The sequence below is a fragment of the Pseudomonas sp. P1_F1_2 genome (assembly GCF_056405815.1).
The window spans coordinates 20,976-40,042 of sequence record NZ_JBFUBK010000001.1; the positions used below are offsets into that span (position 1 = coordinate 20,976).

16 protein-coding genes and 1 pseudogene are annotated in these 19,067 nt (G+C 59.5%); 6 read left to right on the plus strand and 11 right to left on the minus strand.

The annotated features are described in order from the left end of the window. Positions 1-429: 429 nt before the first annotated feature. Genes AC1D2P_RS00080 through AC1D2P_RS00105 form a run of 6 tightly spaced genes read left to right on the plus strand, consistent with a single transcriptional unit; the run spans position 430 to position 6,366 of the window. Positions 430-1,524 carry an ABC transporter ATP-binding protein gene (locus tag AC1D2P_RS00080; protein ID WP_046032511.1) on the plus strand — a complete coding sequence of 365 codons (1,095 nt, stop codon included), beginning with the start codon at positions 430-432 and terminating at the stop codon, positions 1,522-1,524. Beyond that, positions 1,524-2,621, plus strand: coding sequence for an ABC transporter ATP-binding protein (locus AC1D2P_RS00085; RefSeq protein WP_477758193.1), 1,098 nt, complete (start codon positions 1,524-1,526; stop codon positions 2,619-2,621). The genes AC1D2P_RS00080 and AC1D2P_RS00085 overlap by 1 nt, the downstream gene beginning before the upstream one ends. Next, positions 2,618-3,484: a carbohydrate ABC transporter permease gene (locus tag AC1D2P_RS00090; protein ID WP_046032509.1), complete on the plus strand. Its 867-nt coding sequence runs from the start codon at positions 2,618-2,620 to the stop codon at positions 3,482-3,484. The genes AC1D2P_RS00085 and AC1D2P_RS00090 overlap by 4 nt, the downstream gene beginning before the upstream one ends. Positions 3,485-3,492: 8 nt before the next feature. Continuing rightward, positions 3,493-4,293: a carbohydrate ABC transporter permease gene (locus AC1D2P_RS00095; protein WP_046032508.1), complete on the plus strand. Its 801-nt coding sequence runs from the start codon at positions 3,493-3,495 to the stop codon at positions 4,291-4,293. 10 nt (positions 4,294-4,303) lie between these two features. Further along, positions 4,304-4,576, plus strand: a complete 273-nt coding sequence (locus AC1D2P_RS00100) for a DUF2160 domain-containing protein (RefSeq protein WP_046032507.1) — start codon at positions 4,304-4,306, stop codon at positions 4,574-4,576. A 47-nt stretch (positions 4,577-4,623) separates the two neighbouring features. Further along, positions 4,624-6,366, plus strand: a complete 1,743-nt coding sequence (locus tag AC1D2P_RS00105; RefSeq protein WP_223522549.1) for an ABC transporter substrate-binding protein — start codon at positions 4,624-4,626, stop codon at positions 6,364-6,366. Positions 6,367-6,749: 383 nt separating this feature from the next. On the opposite strand, the pseudogene AC1D2P_RS00110 reads toward AC1D2P_RS00105, so the two are convergent. From AC1D2P_RS00110 to nuoG, 11 genes and pseudogenes are all read right to left on the minus strand, one after another. Then, positions 6,750-7,685, minus strand: a pseudogene (locus AC1D2P_RS00110) (OprD family outer membrane porin); the annotation flags it as partial. Between the two features lie 176 nt (positions 7,686-7,861). After that, complete coding sequence (locus AC1D2P_RS00115; RefSeq protein ID WP_046032497.1) at positions 7,862-8,176, minus strand: helix-turn-helix domain-containing protein; 315 nt, start codon at positions 8,174-8,176, stop codon at positions 7,862-7,864. Continuing rightward, positions 8,166-8,567 carry a type II toxin-antitoxin system RelE/ParE family toxin gene (locus tag AC1D2P_RS00120; protein WP_223522550.1) on the minus strand — a complete coding sequence of 134 codons (402 nt, stop codon included), beginning with the start codon at positions 8,565-8,567 and terminating at the stop codon, positions 8,166-8,168. The genes AC1D2P_RS00115 and AC1D2P_RS00120 overlap by 11 nt, the downstream gene beginning before the upstream one ends. Before the next feature lie 368 nt (positions 8,568-8,935). After that, a complete protein-coding gene (gene nuoN, locus AC1D2P_RS00125; RefSeq protein WP_046032495.1) occupies positions 8,936-10,399 on the minus strand; it encodes an NADH-quinone oxidoreductase subunit NuoN in 1,464 nt (487 codons plus the stop codon). 7 nt (positions 10,400-10,406) lie between these two features. Then, entirely contained in the window at positions 10,407-11,939 is a 1,533-nt protein-coding gene (gene nuoM / locus AC1D2P_RS00130; protein WP_046032494.1) for an NADH-quinone oxidoreductase subunit M, read from the minus strand. A 40-nt stretch (positions 11,940-11,979) separates the two neighbouring features. Beyond that, positions 11,980-13,833, minus strand: a complete 1,854-nt coding sequence (gene nuoL, locus AC1D2P_RS00135) for an NADH-quinone oxidoreductase subunit L (RefSeq protein WP_477811282.1) — start codon at positions 13,831-13,833, stop codon at positions 11,980-11,982. Next, positions 13,830-14,138: an NADH-quinone oxidoreductase subunit NuoK gene (gene nuoK, locus AC1D2P_RS00140; protein WP_007946416.1), complete on the minus strand. Its 309-nt coding sequence runs from the start codon at positions 14,136-14,138 to the stop codon at positions 13,830-13,832. The genes nuoL and nuoK overlap by 4 nt, the downstream gene beginning before the upstream one ends. Positions 14,139-14,140: 2 nt before the next feature. Then, positions 14,141-14,644: an NADH-quinone oxidoreductase subunit J gene (gene nuoJ / locus AC1D2P_RS00145; protein ID WP_033057072.1), complete on the minus strand. Its 504-nt coding sequence runs from the start codon at positions 14,642-14,644 to the stop codon at positions 14,141-14,143. A 9-nt stretch (positions 14,645-14,653) separates the two neighbouring features. Next, a complete protein-coding gene (gene nuoI / locus AC1D2P_RS00150; protein WP_007946418.1) occupies positions 14,654-15,199 on the minus strand; it encodes an NADH-quinone oxidoreductase subunit NuoI in 546 nt (181 codons plus the stop codon). 12 nt (positions 15,200-15,211) lie between these two features. Further along, positions 15,212-16,219: an NADH-quinone oxidoreductase subunit NuoH gene (gene nuoH / locus AC1D2P_RS00155; RefSeq protein ID WP_109786602.1), complete on the minus strand. Its 1,008-nt coding sequence runs from the start codon at positions 16,217-16,219 to the stop codon at positions 15,212-15,214. Continuing rightward, the gene (gene nuoG / locus AC1D2P_RS00160) at positions 16,216-18,930 is read right to left on the minus strand and encodes an NADH-quinone oxidoreductase subunit NuoG (RefSeq protein ID WP_223522551.1); all 2,715 of its coding nucleotides are present in this window, start codon (positions 18,928-18,930) and stop codon (positions 16,216-16,218) included. Before nuoG ends, nuoH begins: the two co-directional genes overlap by 4 nt. Between the last annotated feature and the right edge of the window lie 137 nt (positions 18,931-19,067).

Genomic DNA, 19,067 nt, shown 5'->3' on the forward strand with positions numbered 1-19,067 from the left:
TTGGGTAAACGCAATCTGCACGCATCTCGACATACCGCCGAACGCGATTTTGTAGCAGCTGGCGAAGCCTGCGTCCGGCGACGCAGTCGTCGTAAAACCTGTATTCGCGGTCTTTCTTATACACCGCGACACCTGATCTAACGACGACTGCGTCGCCGGACGCAGGCTTCGGCAGCTGCTACAAGGTTGTGCGTAATTCGGAAATTTTCGCAGTAAAACGGTTTGTAGAGTGTTGTTCACTATTGTTCATTGTCAACCGGCGGATTGTTCAGTTGTTCAGTCCAGGTTGTTCATTTGTGTTCAGCAACGAAAGCGATGACGYCGTCCATTCGAGGTTTTTCAAGCTAGATCAATGGCTTGTGATTTTTGGCACGAAAGTCGCTCTGTAGCTCCGGTCGCTTGACTCCAAATAATAAAAAAGGCCGAGCCATGTCATTAACCCTGGAGCACGTCAGCCGCACCGTCGAGGGCCAGACCTGGATCGATGATGCGTGCCTTAGTTTTGAACCCGGTTCCTTCAACGTTTTGCTTGGGCGAACACTGTCCGGCAAAACCAGCCTGATGCGCTTGATGGCCGGTCTGGACAAGCCCGACAGCGGCCGCATCCTCATGAACGGCGTCGACGTCACCCAGCGCCCGGTGCGTTTGCGCAATGTGTCGATGGTCTATCAGCAATTCATCAACTATCCGACCATGACGGTGTTCGAGAACATTGCTTCGCCGTTGCGCCAGGGTGGTGTTTCCAACGAACTGATCCAGAGCAAAGTGCTGGAAACCGCGAAGATGCTGCGCATCGAGAAGTTCCTCCAGCGCCATCCCCTCGAACTGTCCGGCGGCCAGCAACAGCGCACGGCTATGGCACGGGCGCTGGTCAAGGATGCCGAACTGATTCTGTTCGACGAACCGCTGGTCAACCTTGATTACAAGCTGCGCGAAGAGCTGCGCCAGGAAATGCGCGAGCTGTTCAAGGCGCGGCACACCATCGCCATTTACGCCACCACCGAACCCAACGAAGCGCTGGCGCTGGGCGGCACCACGACGATTCTTCACGAAGGCCGGGTGATCCAGAGTGGCAAGTCTTCCGAGGTCTATCACCAGCCGCAAACGGTGCTGGCGGCCGAGCTGTTCTCCGAGCCGCCGATCAACCTGATGCCCGGCCGGATTGCCGGCAACGAAGTGAGCTTTGCCAACTTCGTGCACTTCCCGTTGAACGTGGATTTGCGGCCAGTGGGCGAGGGCGAGTTCCGCTTTGGCGTGCGGCCCAGCCACATCTCGTTGGTGCCGAGCAACGACGATGACCTGGAGCTGGCCGTGACCGTCGAGGTCGCCGAGATCAGCGGTTCGGAAACCTTCCTGCACGTGCGCAATGAGCATTTCCTGCTGGTGCTGCACCTGCCCGGTGTTCACGAATACGACGTCGATGCGCCGATTCGCATCTATATCCCCACCCACAAACTGTTTGTGTTCGATGCGCAGGGGCGTTTGGTCCAGGCGCCCGGTCGCCGTATCGCGAGGGTTGCCTGATGGCCGAAATTCGTTTGCAAAACCTCGCCCACAGCTACACCCGCACGCCAACCGGCCCTGAGGATTACGCCATCCGCGAGATGGACCACATTTGGGAGCAGGGTGGTGCCTACGCGTTGCTCGGGCCTTCGGGTTGCGGCAAATCCACCTTGCTCAACATCATTTCCGGATTGCTCAGCCCGTCTCAGGGGCATGTGTTGTTCGACGGCAAAGCGGTCAACGACCTGACCCCCGAGAAGCGCAACATCGCCCAGGTTTTCCAGTTTCCGGTGGTCTACGACACCATGACGGTGTTCGATAACCTGGCATTTCCGCTGCGCAACCAAGGCATGGCCGAGGCAAGAATTCACAGCAAGGTGCAGGAAATTGCCGAGGTGCTGGACCTTCAGGCGCTGCTGAGCAAGAAGGCCAGCAACCTCACCGCCGACGAGAAACAGAAAGTCTCCATGGGCCGTGGGCTGGTACGCGACGACGTCTCGGCCATCCTGTTCGATGAACCACTGACCGTGATCGATCCGCACTTGAAGTGGAAGCTGCGGCGCAAGCTCAAGCAGATCCACGAGCAGTTCAACATCACGATGGTCTACGTGACCCACGATCAACTGGAGGCCTCGACCTTCGCCGACAAAATCGCCGTGATGTACGGCGGGCAGATCGTGCAGTTCGGTACGCCGCGAGAATTGTTCGAACGCCCAAGCCACACCTTTGTCGGCTATTTCATCGGCAGCCCGGGGATGAACCTGATTGAGGTCACGCCGCAGGCCGGGGGCGTGGGGTTCGCTTCGACGCATCTGCCGCTGTCCGAGGCGCAGCAAAAGCGCATCGCCGAATCCGAGTGGAAAACCCTGAAAGTCGGTATCCGTCCGGAGTTTGTGCATGTGTGGGAAGAGCCCTTTGATGATGCGATGAAGGCTCAAGTCGTACACATCGAAGACCTTGGCACCTACAAGATCCTGACCCTGAACCTCGACGGCGCACCGTTGAAAGTGCGCCTGGCCGAAGACAAACCGGTACCCGAAGGCACCGCGTACATCAGTTTTCCGGCGCAGTGGTTGATGGTGTATGCCGATGAATACTTGCTGGAGGCACAGCCATGAACAAGGTGCAAAACAACAAGGCCTGGTGGCTGGTGTTGCCGGTGTTCCTGCTGGTGGCCTTCAGTGCGGTGGTCCCGATGATGACGGTGGTCAACTACTCGGTGCAGGACATTTTCGACCAGTCCAGTCGCTACTTCGTCGGCGCCGACTGGTACAAACAAGTGCTGCTCGATCCGCGCCTGCATGACTCGCTGCTGCGCCAGTTCATCTACTCCGCCTGCGTATTGCTGATCGAAATTCCGCTGGGCATCGCCATCGCACTGACCATGCCCACCAAGGGACGCTGGTCGTCGCTGGTGCTGATCGTCCTGGCCATTCCGTTGCTGATTCCGTGGAACGTGGTCGGCACGATCTGGCAGATTTTCGGTCGAGCCGATATCGGCCTGCTTGGGTCGAGCCTCAATGCCATGGGCATCAGCTACAACTATGCGGCGAACACCATGGACGCCTGGGTCACGGTGCTGGTGATGGACGTCTGGCACTGGACGTCGCTCGTGGCGCTGTTGTGTTTCTCCGGGTTACGGGCGATTCCGGACGTGTATTACCAGGCCGCGCGGATTGACCGAGCGTCCGCCTGGGCGGTGTTCCGCCACATCCAGTTACCCAAGCTCAAAAGCGTGCTGTTGATCGCGGTGATGCTGCGGTTCATGGACAGTTTCATGATCTACACCGAGCCGTTTGTGTTGACCGGTGGCGGCCCGGGGAATGCGACGACGTTCTTGAGTCAGACGCTGACCCAGATGGCGATAGGGCAATTCGACCTGGGGCCGGCAGCGGCATTCTCGCTGGTGTACTTCCTGATCATCCTGTTGGTGTCCTGGCTGTTCTACACCGCCATGACTCACTCTGACGCCAACCGCTGAGGCCCGCCATGAGTAAAAGAAAGCTCATCCCGCTGCTGATCTACATCCTGTTCCTGCTGGTGCCGATCTACTGGCTGCTGAACATGTCCTTCAAGAGCAACACCGAAATCCTCGGTGGCCTGACGTTGTTTCCCCAGGATTTCACTTTCCACAACTACAAGGTGATCTTCACCGATCCGGCCTGGTACACCGGTTACCTCAACTCGCTGTATTACGTGAGCCTGAACACGGTGATCTCCCTGAGCGTGGCGTTGCCGGCGGCGTATGCGTTTTCACGCTACCGTTTCCTGGGCGACAAGCACCTGTTCTTTTGGCTGCTGACCAACCGCATGGCGCCACCCGCCGTATTCCTGTTGCCGTTCTTCCAGCTGTATTCCTCGATCGGGTTGTTCGACACCCACATCGCCGTGGCACTGGCTCACTGCCTGTTTAACGTACCGCTGGCGGTGTGGATTCTTGAAGGCTTCATGTCCGGCGTTCCCAAGGAAATCGACGAAACCGCCTACATCGATGGCTACAGTTTTCCCAAGTTCTTCGTCAAGATTTTCATCCCGCTGATCGGTTCCGGCATCGGTGTCACGGCGTTTTTCTGCTTCATGTTTTCCTGGGTTGAACTGCTCTTGGCGCGCACGCTGACGTCGGTCAACGCCAAGCCGATTGCCGCGGTGATGACCCGCACGGTCTCGGCATCCGGTATCGATTGGGGCGTGCTGGCAGCGGCGGGGGTGTTGACCATTCTGCCGGGCATGCTGGTGATCTGGTTTGTTCGCAACCACGTGGCCAAGGGCTTTGCCCTGGGTCGGGTATGAGGAGCTGATGATGGAATGGATGAGTTGGACCGGTCCCACGGCGGCGTTCTTCTGTGTCATTGCCCTGATCCTGGTGGGGATGACGACCTGGGAGTTGCGCTCGCCGAGCATTCTCAAACGAGGTTTCTTGCCGATTGCCACCACCCGTGGCGATCGGCTGTTTATCGGTCTTCTCGGCAGCGCCTACCTGCATTTGCTGGTAATTGGCGTCACCGACTGGAGCATCTGGGTAGCGTCCGCGTTGTCCCTGGTGTGGCTGTTGGCTGTGATGCGTTGGGGCTAGTCGAATCGCTCGGCAATGTTGCTCCGAAAATCAAACAGGAGGTCTCTATGTTCGACAAAAACAATAAGCTGCGACATAGCATTTCATTGGCAGCCATTCTGGCACTCAGTGGGTTGAGCGCTTCGGCCTGGGCCGACGCCTATGAAGACGCTGCGAAGAAATGGATTGGCGACGAGTTCAAACCGTCCACCCTGACGGCCGATCAGCAACTCGCGGAGTTGAAGTGGTTCATCAAGGCCGCCGAGCCGTTTCGCGGGATGGACATCAAGGTCGTCTCGGAAACCCTGACCACTCACGAATACGAGTCCAAAGTGTTGGCCAAGGCGTTCACCGAGATCACCGGGATCAAAGTCACCCACGACCTGCTGCAAGAAGGCGACGTGGTGGAGAAGCTGCAGACGGTGATGCAGTCGGACAAGAGCATTTATGACGGCTGGGTCAACGACTCGGACCTGATCGGTACGCATTTTCGCTACGGCAAGACTGAAGCGATCACCGACCTGATGGCGAACGAAGGCAAGAACTTCACGTCGCCGACGCTGGACCTCAAGGACTTCATTGGCACATCTTTCACCACGGCCCCGGACGGCAAGCTCTACCAACTGCCCGACCAGCAGTTCGCCAACCTCTATTGGTTCCGCGCCGACTGGTTCGAGCGGCCGGAGCTGAAAGCCAAGTTCAAGGAGAAATACGGCTACGAGTTGGGCGTACCGGTGAACTGGTCGGCGTATGAAGACATCGCCAAATTCTTCAGCGAAGACGTCAAGGAAATCGACGGCAAGCGCGTCTATGGGCACATGGACTACGGCAAGAAAGACCCGTCCCTGGGCTGGCGTTTCACCGACGCCTGGTTCTCCATGGCCGGTGGCGGCGACAAGGGCCTGCCCAACGGTTTGCCGGTGGACGAGTGGGGCATTCGTGTCGAGGATTGCCATCCGGTGGGTTCCAGCGTGACGCGTGGTGGCGACACCAACGGTCCGGCAGCGGTGTTCGCCACCACCAAGTATGTGGACTGGCTGAAAAAGTACGCGCCACCGGAAGCCGCCGGGATGACCTTCTCCGAATCCGGCCCGGTCCCGTCCCAGGGCAACATCGCCCAGCAGATCTTCTGGTACACCGCCTTTACCGCCGACATGACCAAGCCAGGCCTGCCAGTGGTGAACGCCGATGGCACGCCGAAATGGCGCATGGCGCCGTCGCCGCGCGGTCCGTACTGGGAAGAGGGCATGAAACTGGGTTATCAGGACGTGGGCTCATGGACATTCATGAAGTCCACGCCTGAGAAACAGAAACTTGCTGCCTGGCTCTATGCGCAGTTCGTGACGTCGAAAACCGTGTCGCTGAAGAAAACCATCGTTGGCCTGACGCCGATCCGCGAATCGGACATCAACTCGCAAGCGATGACCGACCTGGCACCGAAACTCGGTGGTCTGGTCGAGTTCTACCGCAGCCCGGCCCGTGTGCAATGGACCCCGACCGGGACCAACGTGCCGGACTATCCACGCCTGGCACAACTGTGGTGGAGCCACATCGCCGAAGCCGCCAGTGGCGACAAAACCCCGCAAGAAGCCCTGGATGGCCTGGCCAAGGATCAGGACGCCATCATGACCCGTCTGGAACGTTCCAAGGCGCAGCTCACCTGCGCACCGAAAATGAACCCGGAGCGCGATGCACAGTACTGGTTCGACCAACCGGGCGCACCGAAACCGAAACTGGCGAACGAGAAACCGAAAGGGGAGACCGTGAGCTACAACGAACTGCTGAAATCGTGGGCGGACGCGCGTAAGTAACTGCCTGGTCTGTGAACAGCGAACGGCACCGAAAGGTGCCGTTTTTTTTGTGCCTGTTCCAGCGTCTTCGCGGGCAAGCCCGCTCCCACAGGTTTCAGTGGTGTTTACACATTCCACGGACGACGGTGATCACTGTGGGAGCGGGCTTGCCCGCGAATGCGGTGGTTCGGGCAGCGAAAATCTCAAGTCTGATACCTCAGAGAGCTACACCCTTAACCCTGTGGGAGCCGGGCTTGCCCGCGATAGCGGTGGGTCAGTCGGTGAGGATGCTGAAGGCGCCGGCGCCATCGCGGGCGAGCCTGAACTGGTCAAGTAATCTCGGACACCGATTACGGTGTTTATGCCGCTTTTTGCTCCATGGCTATTGGCGACAGGTAGTCGTTATAGCTATGGAGTCTGGTGCCGTTGTTGCGCTGGTGCGACAGCGCGACGGAATGGGCGCCGAGTTTCACGCCAACCCGACCGCTCCAGATGTTGTTGTCGAACTGGCCGAGTAATTGTTTGCCCTCGTCGACGGCCTTGTAATAGTTAAGGCCGCCAAACAACGACAGGTCGTCCATCAACGGGTAAGTCCATGCGGTGCCCGCGTAGTATTGATTCCAGGCGTCTTTGAGGCGACTGGAGTACAGGCTGACACTGAGGTTCTGGTTCAGCGCGTAGTCGCCGCCACCGTAAGCGATCCACGGCGAATTGACCGGGCCGGCGTAAAACGTCGCGAAGTTCTCGCGCAGGTCGCTGGACACCGGTTGGCTCATGGCATGCAACCGACCGCCCTGAACCGATAAGCCTTCGATACTGGTGTTGGTGGCCGTGACGCCGCGGAAACTTTCCGGCAGCAACCGCGAGTCACCTGCCGCGACGACCGGGGTGGCGGGGAACACGTCGCCGATTTTTATCTCCGTGTCAAAGGCCCGGACTTTGGCGGCGCCACCGACCTTGGTGTATTCGTCCTGCGCTTGGCTGTCACTGTCGACCGGCAGCACGTCGAACGAACTGTTGCCACCGTTGCGACCGTCACCGGTATCGAGTTTCAAGCCGATCATCGCAAACGCATCGATCCCGAACCCGACGGTGCCTTGGGTGTAACCGGATTCGAACTTGCTGATGATGGCCTGGGCCCAGGCTTCGGAGTAGCCATTGCCGGTGGGGCTGGACTGGCCTTTGCGGTAATCACGATTAAAGTAGAAGTTGCGGTTGAGCACCGTCAGGCTGCTGCCTTCGACAAACCCCTCGGCTTTATCTTGCGCCAACACCATGGACGGCCCGGAGCCGATCACCACCGCTAAAGCGGCCATCGACATTTTTGTATGGTTAACCATCAATCACTCCTTGGGTTCGGCAGAACAGGAACGTGCTTCGGCATGGGTTTTATTGTTCGGCGGACAAAGGCCCGCCGGCATGGTCGCCGGGTGACATCGTTGCAAGCTGCGGATAACGCCAAGGTGATGGGGGAGTTACAATTTCGTCATGTGGGTCGGGTTGACGCCTCGGCGGGTCAGGTCAAGGCTGCGAGCTGCTCGATGGTTTGCGGGAAGCGTTCAACGAGGCGGATCAATGTCGTGGCTTGAGCATTGGGTGTTGCCCGTCCTTGTTCCCAGTTTTCGAGGGTGCGGGTGTTGGTGCGCAGATACATCGCGAACACCGACCTGGAGAGGTTGAGCTGTTGGCGGATGGCGACCACTTCCTCGGCAGTGATCGGCATCAGTTTCGGCAATTGGACCTTGTGGCTTCGCAGCGTGATCTTGCCTTGGCGCTCGTCGGCCAAGGCGTCGAGGCCTTCGATCAGTTCGGAAAAAATGTCACGTTTCATAGTGGGTTCTCGTATTGATTTCTCTATTCAGCATTTGTCTGAACAGTTTTTTCTGGGCCGGCGACAGATCGTCGTGCTCGTTTTTGCTGTACACGGTGAACAGCCAGAACTGCTCGAAGCCTGACCACCAGTAATAAATCACCCGCAGTCCACTGCGCTTGCCCTTGCCGCGACGTTGATCGAAGAAGCGGATTTTGCGCAGCCCACCTGTACCCTCAATGAGATCTCCCGCTGCTGGGTTTTTCAGCAGTTCCAGTTGAAAGCTGCGAAACAGATCGTCATCCAGATAGTCGTCTCGGTGTTTCTGAAACGCAGGTAATTCGATAAAAAGAGCATCCCTGTTCTGTACGTTGCCTGCGTATAGTGTTGTCTCGATAACCGAATAGGTCAAGGCATAGAAGCCGTCCTTTTCGTCCCTGTTCTCAAGATAGATCCCGGTCGCAAAAACACCTGTAGGACGAGTCGACCGGTGTGGTGAGAACGTTCGATCAAAGAGAGGGGAGACTTCGCAAATGAAGTGTCGGAACAATGCCTCCAGCGAGCAGCAAATGCTGGACTGGATCTAGGGTTGGCTGAGGACGGTTACGGTGTACTCATGGGAACGCATTTTTATCTGGGGGGAGGAGCTTGCGATCTACCATGCCCCCTTCGGACTTCAACTGGCCTGCGTGCCCATGGTGAAGAAACTGTGATGGTATAAACGCAAAAACGGCACCCGAAGGTGCCGTTTCTGTTTTTTACCGAGTGTCGCTTAAGCGATCAACCCGCCAGACCCGCCTGCTGAACCAGCACCAGCAACGGCTGCGGATACAGGCCCAGGAAGAACGCCAGTGCGGCGATGGCCAGCAGCATCACGCCGCCTGCACGTTGTTCCCAGTGCAGTTGTGCATCGTGGCGACGCAGGTTCGGCTCGATCAGGAACAGAGTGACCATCACACGCAGGTAGTAGAAAACGCCGATGGCGCTGCCCAGTACCAGGGAACCGACCAGCCACCACTGATGCGACTCGACGCCAGTCGCGATGATGTAGAACTTGCCGATGAAGCCCGCGGTCAGCGGGATACCGGCCAGGGACAGCATCATCACGGTCAGCACGGCGGTCAGGTACGGACGGCGCCAGAACAGGCCGCGGTATTCGTACAGGGCATCCGCGTCACGGCCGTTGTACGGCGAGGACATCAGGGTGATCACGCCGAACGCGCCCAGGCTGGTGATCACGTAGGTGACCAGGTACACGCCGATGGCTTCCACGGCCAGACCCTTGCTCGCCACCAGGGCGATCAGCAGGTAGCCGAAGTGCGCGATGGACGAGTAACCCAACAGACGCTTGAGGTTGCTTTGGGTCAGTGCCAGCAGGTTACCGAACAGGATCGACGCAATGGCGATGATGGTCAGTACGTCGCTCAGCACACCACTGCTTGCCGCTGGAGAGATCTGGAACAGACGCACCATCACGGCGAACACAGCAACCTTGGAAGCGGTAGCGAGAAACGCTGCAACCGGCGCCGGAGCACCTTCGTAAACGTCCGGGGTCCAGAGGTGGAACGGTACCAGCGACAGCTTGAACGCCAGACCGATCAGCATCATGCCCAGGCCCAGTTGTGCCAGCGAGCTTGGCAGACCGGTAGCCGCCAGGGCCTGACCGATACCGACGAAGCTCAGGGAGCCGGAGTCGGCGTACAGCAGGGCCATACCGAACAACAGGAACGCGGAACCGGCAGCCGACAGCACCATGTACTTGATACCGGCTTCCAGCGAACGCTTGTTGAAGAAGGCATACGCCACCAGACCGTAGACCGGTACCGAAAGCAGTTCCAGACCGACGAACAACCCGGCCAGGTGCTGCGCGCTGACCAGAACCAGGCCACCGGCGGCGGACATCAGAATCAGCAGGTAAAGTTCTTCACGGTTGCCCGGGTAACCCGAACCGCCATCGCCGAGGTAGGCGTGGGCGAGGGTTACACAAGCGAGGGTGGCGACCAGGATCAGCGCCATGTACAAGCAAGCGAAGCTATCAATCTGCAGCAGTGGGGTCACCGCCAGGGGCGCGACTTTCAAGGCTGGCAGGATCGACAGTAACGCCAGGTTCAGGCCCGCCACGGAAATCAGGAAGGTCTGCGAGTGGTTGCGGCGCCAGGCGATCGCCAGCATCACCACGATGATCGTGGCGCTGGTGATCAACAACGGCGCTAGCGCGATAAAGTGTTGAGTCGTGAATTCCATAGCGCTCTTACCGGGCCGAAGCGAGTTGAGTGAAGGCGGTGCCAAGCCACTGCTGCACGCCATGCATCGTCGCGGCAGAGGTGTCGAGGAACGGCTGCGGGTACACGCCGATGAAAATCAGCAACGCTGCCAGACCGACCACCATGATCAGTTCGCGACCATCCATGCCATGCAGCACCGCGTCCGATTTGGACGGGCCGAAGTAGGCACGGTGGATCATGATCAGCGAGTAGACCGAACCGAACACCAGGCCGGACGTCGCGAGGATAGTGATCAATGGAGCGCTCGGGAACGTGCCGATCAGGATCAGGAACTCACCCACAAAGTTACCGGTAGCCGGCAAGCCCAGGGACGCGGCGGCGAAGAACAGGCTGATGGCCGGCAGGTATGCGATCTTCGACCACAGGCCACCCATTTCACGCATGTCGCGGGTGTGAGTGCGTTCGTACAACTGACCGCTGAGGATAAAGAGTGCCGCGGCCGACAGACCGTGCGCCAGCATCTGCATCACCGCGCCCTGCAGCGCCAGTTGGCTGCCGGAGTAGATGCCGATCAACACGAAGCCCATGTGGGAAACGGAGGAGTAGGCGATCAGACGCTTGATGTCGGTTTGGGCGAAGGCCAGGAACGCACCGTAGAAGATCCCGACCAGACCCAGGCTCATGGCAACCGGCGCGAACTCGGCCGACGCATTCGGGAACAGCGGCAGGGCGAAACGCAGCAGGCCGTAAGCAGCTGTCTTCAACAAGATACCGGCCAGGTCGACCGAACCTGCGGTTGGCGCCTGGGCGTGAGCGTCAGGCAACCAGGAGTGGAACGGTACGACGGGCAGCTTGACCGCGAAAGCGATGAAGAAGCCGAGCATCAGGATGTACTCGGTAGTCATCGACATCTTGGTTTTCAACAGGTCGGCGTAGTTGAAGGTAATCACGCCAGTGCTGTTGAAGTTGACCAGGACCAGACCCAGGATCGCCACCAACATGATCAGGCCGGACGCCTGAGTGAAGATGAAGAACTTGGTCGCCGCGTAGATCCGGGTTTTCTTGCCGTCCGAAGAACTGTGACCCCAGAGCGCGATGAGGAAATACATCGGCACCAGCATCATTTCCCAGAAGAAGAAGAACATGAACAGGTCGAGGGCGAGGAACACGCCGACGACACCGCCCAGGATCCACATCAGGTTCAGGTGGAAGAAGCCAACGTGACGTTGAATCTCTTTCCACGAGCACAGTACCGAGAGGATACCCAGCAGACCGGTCAGCAGGATCATCAGCAGCGACAGGCCGTCGAGGGCCAGGTGGACGCTGATGCCGAAGCGCTGGATCCAGATGTGCTTGAACTCAAGCGCCCAGGTCGGATCGGCGCCAGGCGCCGGTGCAAATGAGTAGTTACCGTGGGCCCACAGCCAGAGGCCGAGTGCGAGTTCCAGGGTCATGGTCAACAGCGCAATCCAGCGCGGGAGGGTAGAGCCGAAGCGCTCACCCATCCAGCACAGCAGGCCGCCGATGAAGGGGATCAGGATTAGCCAAGGCAGAATCATGACGGGCTCAATTCCTTTCGCAAGTTCGCAAGGTTCATATTCAGACCGCTACCAGCACGATGGCGCCGATGACCAGCACGGAGCCGGCTGCCATCGATGCTGCGTACCAACGCAGTTGACCGGTTTCGGTACGGCTCAGGGCGGTGTGACCACCTTTGGCCATACGCGGGATCAGACCGATGGTCTGGTCGAGCGGGTCTCTGCGCAGTGCGTGGCTGATCGCCAGGTATGGCTTGACGAACAGTTTGTCGTAGATCCAGTCGAAGCCCCAGGCAGCGAACCACCAGGCCGAAAGGAAACGGCCGATGCCGCTGTTGGCGATGGCGGTGACGAAACGACGCTTGCCGAGGAACAGCAGCGCGGCCAGCAGGATACCGGCCAGGGCGATGGCGCCCGACGCGATTTCCAGACTGTGCTTGGCTTCGCCGCCGGCATGGCCGACGCTTTCTGGCAGTACACCGTGCAGCGGCGGAACGATCATCGCGCCGATGAAAGTCGACAACACGATCAGCACCGACAGTGGCAGCCAGTGAGCAATACCGTGACCGGCGTGCGCTTCGGTCTTCGCTTCACCGTGGAACGCGATGAAGATCAGGCGGAAGGTGTACAGCGAGGTCATGAACGCGCCGACCAGACCTGCGTACAGCAGACCGTGGTTGCCGCTGGCGAACGCTTCCCAGAGGATTTCGTCCTTGGAGTAGAAGCCTGCGGTCACCAGTGGCAGGGCAGACAGTGCCGCGCCGCCGACGATGAAGCTGGTGTAGGCCAGCGGCAGTTTCTTCCACAGGCCGCCCATCTTGAAGATGTTCTGCTCGTGGTGGCAGGCAACGATCACCGCACCGGAGGCAAGGAACAGCAGCGCCTTGAAGAAGGCGTGGGTCATCAGGTGGAAGATCGCGCCATCCCACGCACCAACGCCCAGCGCCAGGAACATGTAGCCGATCTGGCTCATGGTCGAGTAGGCGAGGATACGTTTGATGTCGGTCTGGACCAGTGCGGCAAAACCGGCGAGGACCAGGGTCACGCCAMCGACGATGCCTACCAGGTGCAGGATTTCCGGCGCCAGGGTGAACAGGCCGTGGGTACGGGCGATCAGGTAGACACCGGCGGTTACCATGGTTGCGGCGTGGATCAGTGCCGAAACCGGAGTAGGACCGGCCATCGCGTCCGCCAGCCAGGTTTGCAGCGGCAGTTGCGCCGATTTACCGACAGCGCCGCCCAGCAGCATCAGGGTGGCCATGACCATCCAGAAGTCGCCAGCCTGGAATTTCTGCGGTGCCAGCACCAGCAGTTCCTGGACGTTCAGCGTACCCAGTTGAGCGAACAGGATGAACAGGCCGATGGCCATGAACACGTCGCCGATACGGGTGACGATGAACGCCTTGAGTGCCGCGTTGCCGTTGTTGCGGTTGCTGTAGTAGAAACCGATCAACAGGTACGAGCACAGGCCCACGCCTTCCCAGCCGAAGTACAGGAACAACAGGTTATCGCCCAGGACCAGAAACAGCATGCTGGCGATAAACAGGTTGGTGTAGGCGAAGAAACGCGAGTAACCGGCTTCACCGCGCATGTACCAGGACGCGAACAGGTGGATCAGGAAGCCGACACCCACGACCACACCGAGCATGGTCACGGACAGGCCGTCGAGGTACAGCGCGAAGTTCGGCGTAAAGCCTTCCACCGCCATCCACTGCCACAACACCAGGGTGTAGTGACCGCCCTCAGGCGGGGCGACCTTGAATTGCCAGATCACGTAAGCCGTGACGATGGCCGACAGACCGATGGAACCGACGCCGATCAGCGCCGACAGGTTTTCCGAGAGGCGCCCGCGTGAGAACGCCAGCAGCAGGAAACCTATGAGAGGGAATACGAAAGTCAGATAGAGAAGATTCATCCGCGCATCTCGCTGGCAGCGTCGATATCGAGAGTGTGGAAGCGGCGATACAGCTGCAACAGAATCGCCAGGCCAATACTGGCCTCGGCGGCTGCCAGGCTGATCACCAGGATGAACATGATCTGTCCATCCGGCTGCGCCCAGCGGCTACCGGCAACGATGAAGGCCAGTGCGGAGGCATTCATCATGACCTCCAGGCTCATCAGCACGAAGAGAATGTTGCGGCGGACCATCAGGCCGACCAGACCGAGGCAGAACAGGATGCCGGCGACCGCCAGACCATGCTCCATAGGGATAGCAGGCATCGTCATTGCTCCTTGGCTTCGTTGCGGCCCAAGTGGAACGCCGTGACAGCTGCGGCGAGCAGCAACATCGAGGCGAGTTCGACCACCAGCAGATAAGGACCGAACAGGCTGATGCCCACGGCCTTGGCGTCTACGGTAGTGTGGCCGACGGCCTGGCCGCTGGAATGGCTGAACAGCACGTACAGCAGTTCAACCAGCAGCAGGGCGCCGAGAGCAACCGGGCCAAGCCAGATACCGGGCTTGAGCCAGACGCGCTCTTGCTGAACCGAAGCCGGGCCCAGGTTCAGCATCATCACCACGAACACGAACAGCACCATGATGGCGCCAGCGTAGGCGATCACTTCCAGTACACCGGCAAACGGTGCGCCGAGGGCGAAGAACGTCATGGCCACGGCGATCAGCGAAATGATCAGGTAGAGCAGGGCGTGCACAGGGTTGGTGTTGGTGATCACGCGAAGCGTGGACACCACAGCGATACCCGATGCGAAATAGAAAGCGAATTCCATCTTTCTTCCTTAAGGCAGCAAGCTCTTCACGTTGATCGGCTGGGCTTCATTCTGCGCGGAGCCTTTCGGCTTCCCGGCAATCGCCATACCTGCAACACGATAGAAGTTGTAATCAGGGTTTTTGCCGGGGCCGGAGATCAGCAGATCTTCTTTCTCGTAAACCAGGTCCTGACGTTTGAACTCGGCCATCTCGAAATCCGGTGTCAGCTGGATCGCGGTGGTCGGGCAGGCTTCCTCGCAGAGGCCGCAGAAAATGCAGCGCGAGAAGTTGATGCGGAAGAAGTCCGGGTACCAGCGACCGTCTTCGGTTTCAGCTTTCTGCAGCGAGATGCAACCCACCGGGCATGCCACGGCGCACAGGTTGCAGGCTACACAACGCTCCTCGCCATCAGGGTCGCGGGTCAGGACGATACGACCACGGTAGCGCGGCGGCAGGTACACGGCTTCTTCCGGGTACTGCAGCGTGTCGCGCTTGCGGAAGGCGTGGCCGAAAATCATCACCAGGCTGCGAAGCTGGGTGAAGAAGCCATGCACGATGTCAAATATGTACTTCATGATTCTCTATCCTCACTGAGCCGCGACGGCGGGCGTGTTGAGCAACACGATCGCAGCGGTCACCAGCATGTTGACGAGGGTCAGCGGCAGGCAGAACTTCCAGCTGAAGTCCATCACTTGGTCATACCGTGGGCGCGGAATCGAGGCGCGCAGCAGGATGAAGATCATGATGAAGAACGCGGTTTTCAGTGCAAACCAGATGAACGGGATCTGCGGCAGGATGCCGAACGGGCCGTGCCAGCCACCGAAGAACAAGGTCACCAGCAGCGCCGAGATCAGCACGATGCCGATGTACTCACCGACGAAGAACATGCCCCATTTCATGCCGGCGTATTCAATGTGGTAACCGTCGGCCAGTTCTTGTTCCGCTTCCGGCTGGTCGAACGGGTGACGGTGAGTCACGGCCACGCCAGCGATGAAGAAGGTCAGGAAACCGAAGATCTGCGGAATGATGAACCACAGGTTCTGAGCCTGGTAATCAACGATGTCGCGCATGTTGAACGAGCCGACCTGGATCACGATGCCCATCAGCGACAGGCCCATGAACACTTCGTACGACACAGTTTGCGCCGAGGCCCGCAAGCTGCCCAGCAGGGCGAACTTGTTGTTACTCGACCAACCGGCGAACAACACCGCGTAGACCGACAGACCGGCCATGGCGAAGAAGAACAGGATACCGATGTTCAGATCCGCCACGCCCCAGGTCGGGGTGATCGGGATGATCGCGAAGGCAATCAGCAGGGCGCTCATGGCCACGACCGGTGCCAGGGTGAAGATCATCTTGTCGGCGAACGGCGGGGTCCAGTCCTCCTTGAAGAACATCTTGATCATGTCGGCCGCGATCTGGAACGCGCCGAACGGGCCGACGCGGTTCGGACCGTAACGGTCCTGCCAGAGGGCGAGCAAACGACGCTCGACCCAGCTCAGCAGCGCGCCGCACACCACCACGGCGAGCAGAATCACGATGGCCTGGATGACCGAGATGATCACGGCGATCACTTCAGGAGTGAACCAAGTCATTGCGCTGCCTCCTGCAGACCATCAACGGATTTGCCAAAGATCGCTGGCGGAATGCCGGCGATGCCCGCAGGCAATGCAACCAGACCGGCACCCAGTTCTTCGTTGATGCGCAGCGGCAGACGCAAGGTCTGGCCAGCGACGTTCAAGCTGAGCATGGCGCCGTCGTTGACACCCAGGCGGTCGGCTTCGGACTTGGCCAAAGCGACGTAGGCGGCTGGAATGCGTTCCTGAACCGGCGCGGCTTTCGAAGAGGTCTCTTCGCTGCCGAACAGGTGGAAGAACGGCACAACCTGCCAGGTGCCCGGAGCCGGGTTGAACGCGCGCGGAACACTGGCGAACCAGTTCAGCGAGTCACCGGTGCTTTCGATCAGGCGGGTGCCCGGGTCGCCAGCGCGGATGTGACCACCGACTTCGTCCTGGAACTTGTTCCAGGCTTGCGGCGAGTTCCAGCCCGGAGACCAGGCGAATGGCACTTGCTGACGTGGTTCGACCGAGCCCGAGTAACCTTCCATCGAGAAGTTGAACGCGGTGTCGTTGTCTTGCGGAGTACGCGGTTCGTGCACGTTGATGTCGGCGCGCATGGCGGTACGACCGGAGTAACGCAGCGGTTCGCGGGCCAGCTTCATGCCTTTGATGCGGAACGAGGCGGACGGTGCGGCATCGACGATGGGGTTCAGAATCGAAGTGCTGGAAGCAACGGCGGCGGTGACGTGGTCCAGTTGGGTCCAGTCGATCGGCTGGTTCAACAGGGTTGCGCGCAGGGCATGCAGCCAGCGCCAGCCTTCGTGAACCAGGATGCTCGCGTCCATGTACTTCGGATCAAACACCTGGAAGAAGCGCTGGGCGCGGCCTTCCTGGCTGACCAGAGTACCGTCGCCTTCAGCGAAGCTGGCGGCTGGCAGAACCAGGTGCGCGCGATCGCTGGTGGCAGTCTTCTGGTGGTCGGCGACGATCAGCACTTTGGCGGCGGTCAGGGCAGCATCGACTTTAGCTTTGTCGGTTCGGGTGTACAGATCGTTTTCCAGCACGACGATGGCGTCGGCTTTACCGTCGATCACGGCTTGCAGCGCGGCGTCGACCGATTCGCCACCGAGCATGGCCAGGCCGAGGCTGTTGGCCTCTGGCACGATCAGGCTGATGGAACCGTTCTTCTCGCGCAGCTTCAGAGCCTTGGCGATGTTCGCGGCAGCTTCGATCAAGGCTTTGGAGCCCAGGGAAGTACCGGCGATGATCAATGGACGCTTGGCGGCGAGCAGGGCGTCGGCAATGCGCTTGGCCAGTTCGAGGGCTTCAGCGTCCAGGCCTTCAACGGCCGGAGCGCTGGCGTCGAGGGCGTGAGCCACGGCGAAACCGATGCGGGCCAGGTCGTCGGGAGCGGCGTGAACGCACTCTTCGGCGATGTCGTCGAGCTTGGTTTCAGCCAGGCTGGCGATGAACAGCGGGTTCATCGCGTGCTGACCGATGTTCTTCACGGCGGCGTCGAGCCAAGGCTGAACGCGCATGGCGTCGGCCATGTCTTCGGCTTTGCCTTTGACCGATTGACGCAGGGACAGGGCCATGCGGGCTGCGGTCTGGGTCAGGTCTTCACCGAGGACGAACACGGCGTCGTGGTCTTCGATGTCGCGCATGTTCGGGATCGGCAGCGGGCTGTCTTTCAACACCTGCATGACCAGACGAATGCGCTCCAGCTCGGCCGCTTCGATACCGGAGTAGAAGTGCTCGGCGCCGACCAGTTCGCGCAACGCGTAGTTGCTTTCGAGGCTGGCACGTGGCGAACCGATACCGACGATGTTGCGACCGCGCAGCAGGTCAGCGGCTTTGTCCAGCGCTTCGTCGAGGCTCAGCTTGGCGCCGTTGGCCAGCAGTGGCTGACGCGGGCGGTCTTCGCGGTTGACGTAGCCATAGCCAAAACGGCCACGGTCGCACAGGAAGTACTGGTTTACCGAACCGTTGAAACGGTTTTCGATACGACGCAGTTCGCCGTAACGCTCGCCCGGGGAGATGTTGCAACCGCTGGAGCAGCCATGGCAGATGCTCGGCGAGAACTGCATGTCCCACTTGCGGTTGTAGCGCTCGGAGTGAGTCTTGTCGGTGAACACACCGGTCGGGCAGACCTCGGTGAGGTTGCCGGAGAACTCGCTTTCCAGGGTGCCGTCTTCAACGCGACCGAAGTACACGTTGTCGTGGGCGCCGAATACACCCAAGTCGGTGCCGCCGGCGTAATCCTTATAGAAGCGCACGCAGCGGTAGCAAGCGATGCAGCGGTTCATTTCGTGGGAAATGAACGGGCCCAGTTGCTGGTTCTGGTGAGTACGCTTGGTGAAGCGGTAACGGCGCTCGTTGTGGCCGGTCATTACCGTCATGTCTTGCAGGTGGCAGTGACCGCCTTCTTCGCACACAGGGCAGTCGTGCGGGTGGTTGGTCATCAGCCATTCAACAACACTGGCGCGGAAGGCTTTGGATTCTTCATCTTCGATGGAGATCCAGGTGCCATCGGTTGCAGGGGTCATGCAGGACATGACGATACGACCGCGGGTGTCGTTTTCGTCGGTGTACTGCTTGACCGCGCACTGGCGGCAAGCGCCAACGCTGCCTAGGGCTGGGTGCCAGCAGAAATACGGGATATCGAGGCCTAGCGACAGACATGCCTGTAACAGGTTGTCTGCCCCATCGACTTCGAGCTCTTTGCCGTCTACGTGGATAGTGGCCATGGTTCAAAGTTCTTCGTTGGCCCGGTGTCAGCGGGCGTGGCTAATGGAATCTTGTTATTCGCGTGAATCAACACAGCCGTTCAAGGCGTCATCACACGAGAAGGCGAACGGCACGGACCGTTCACCTTTTTTAAGCG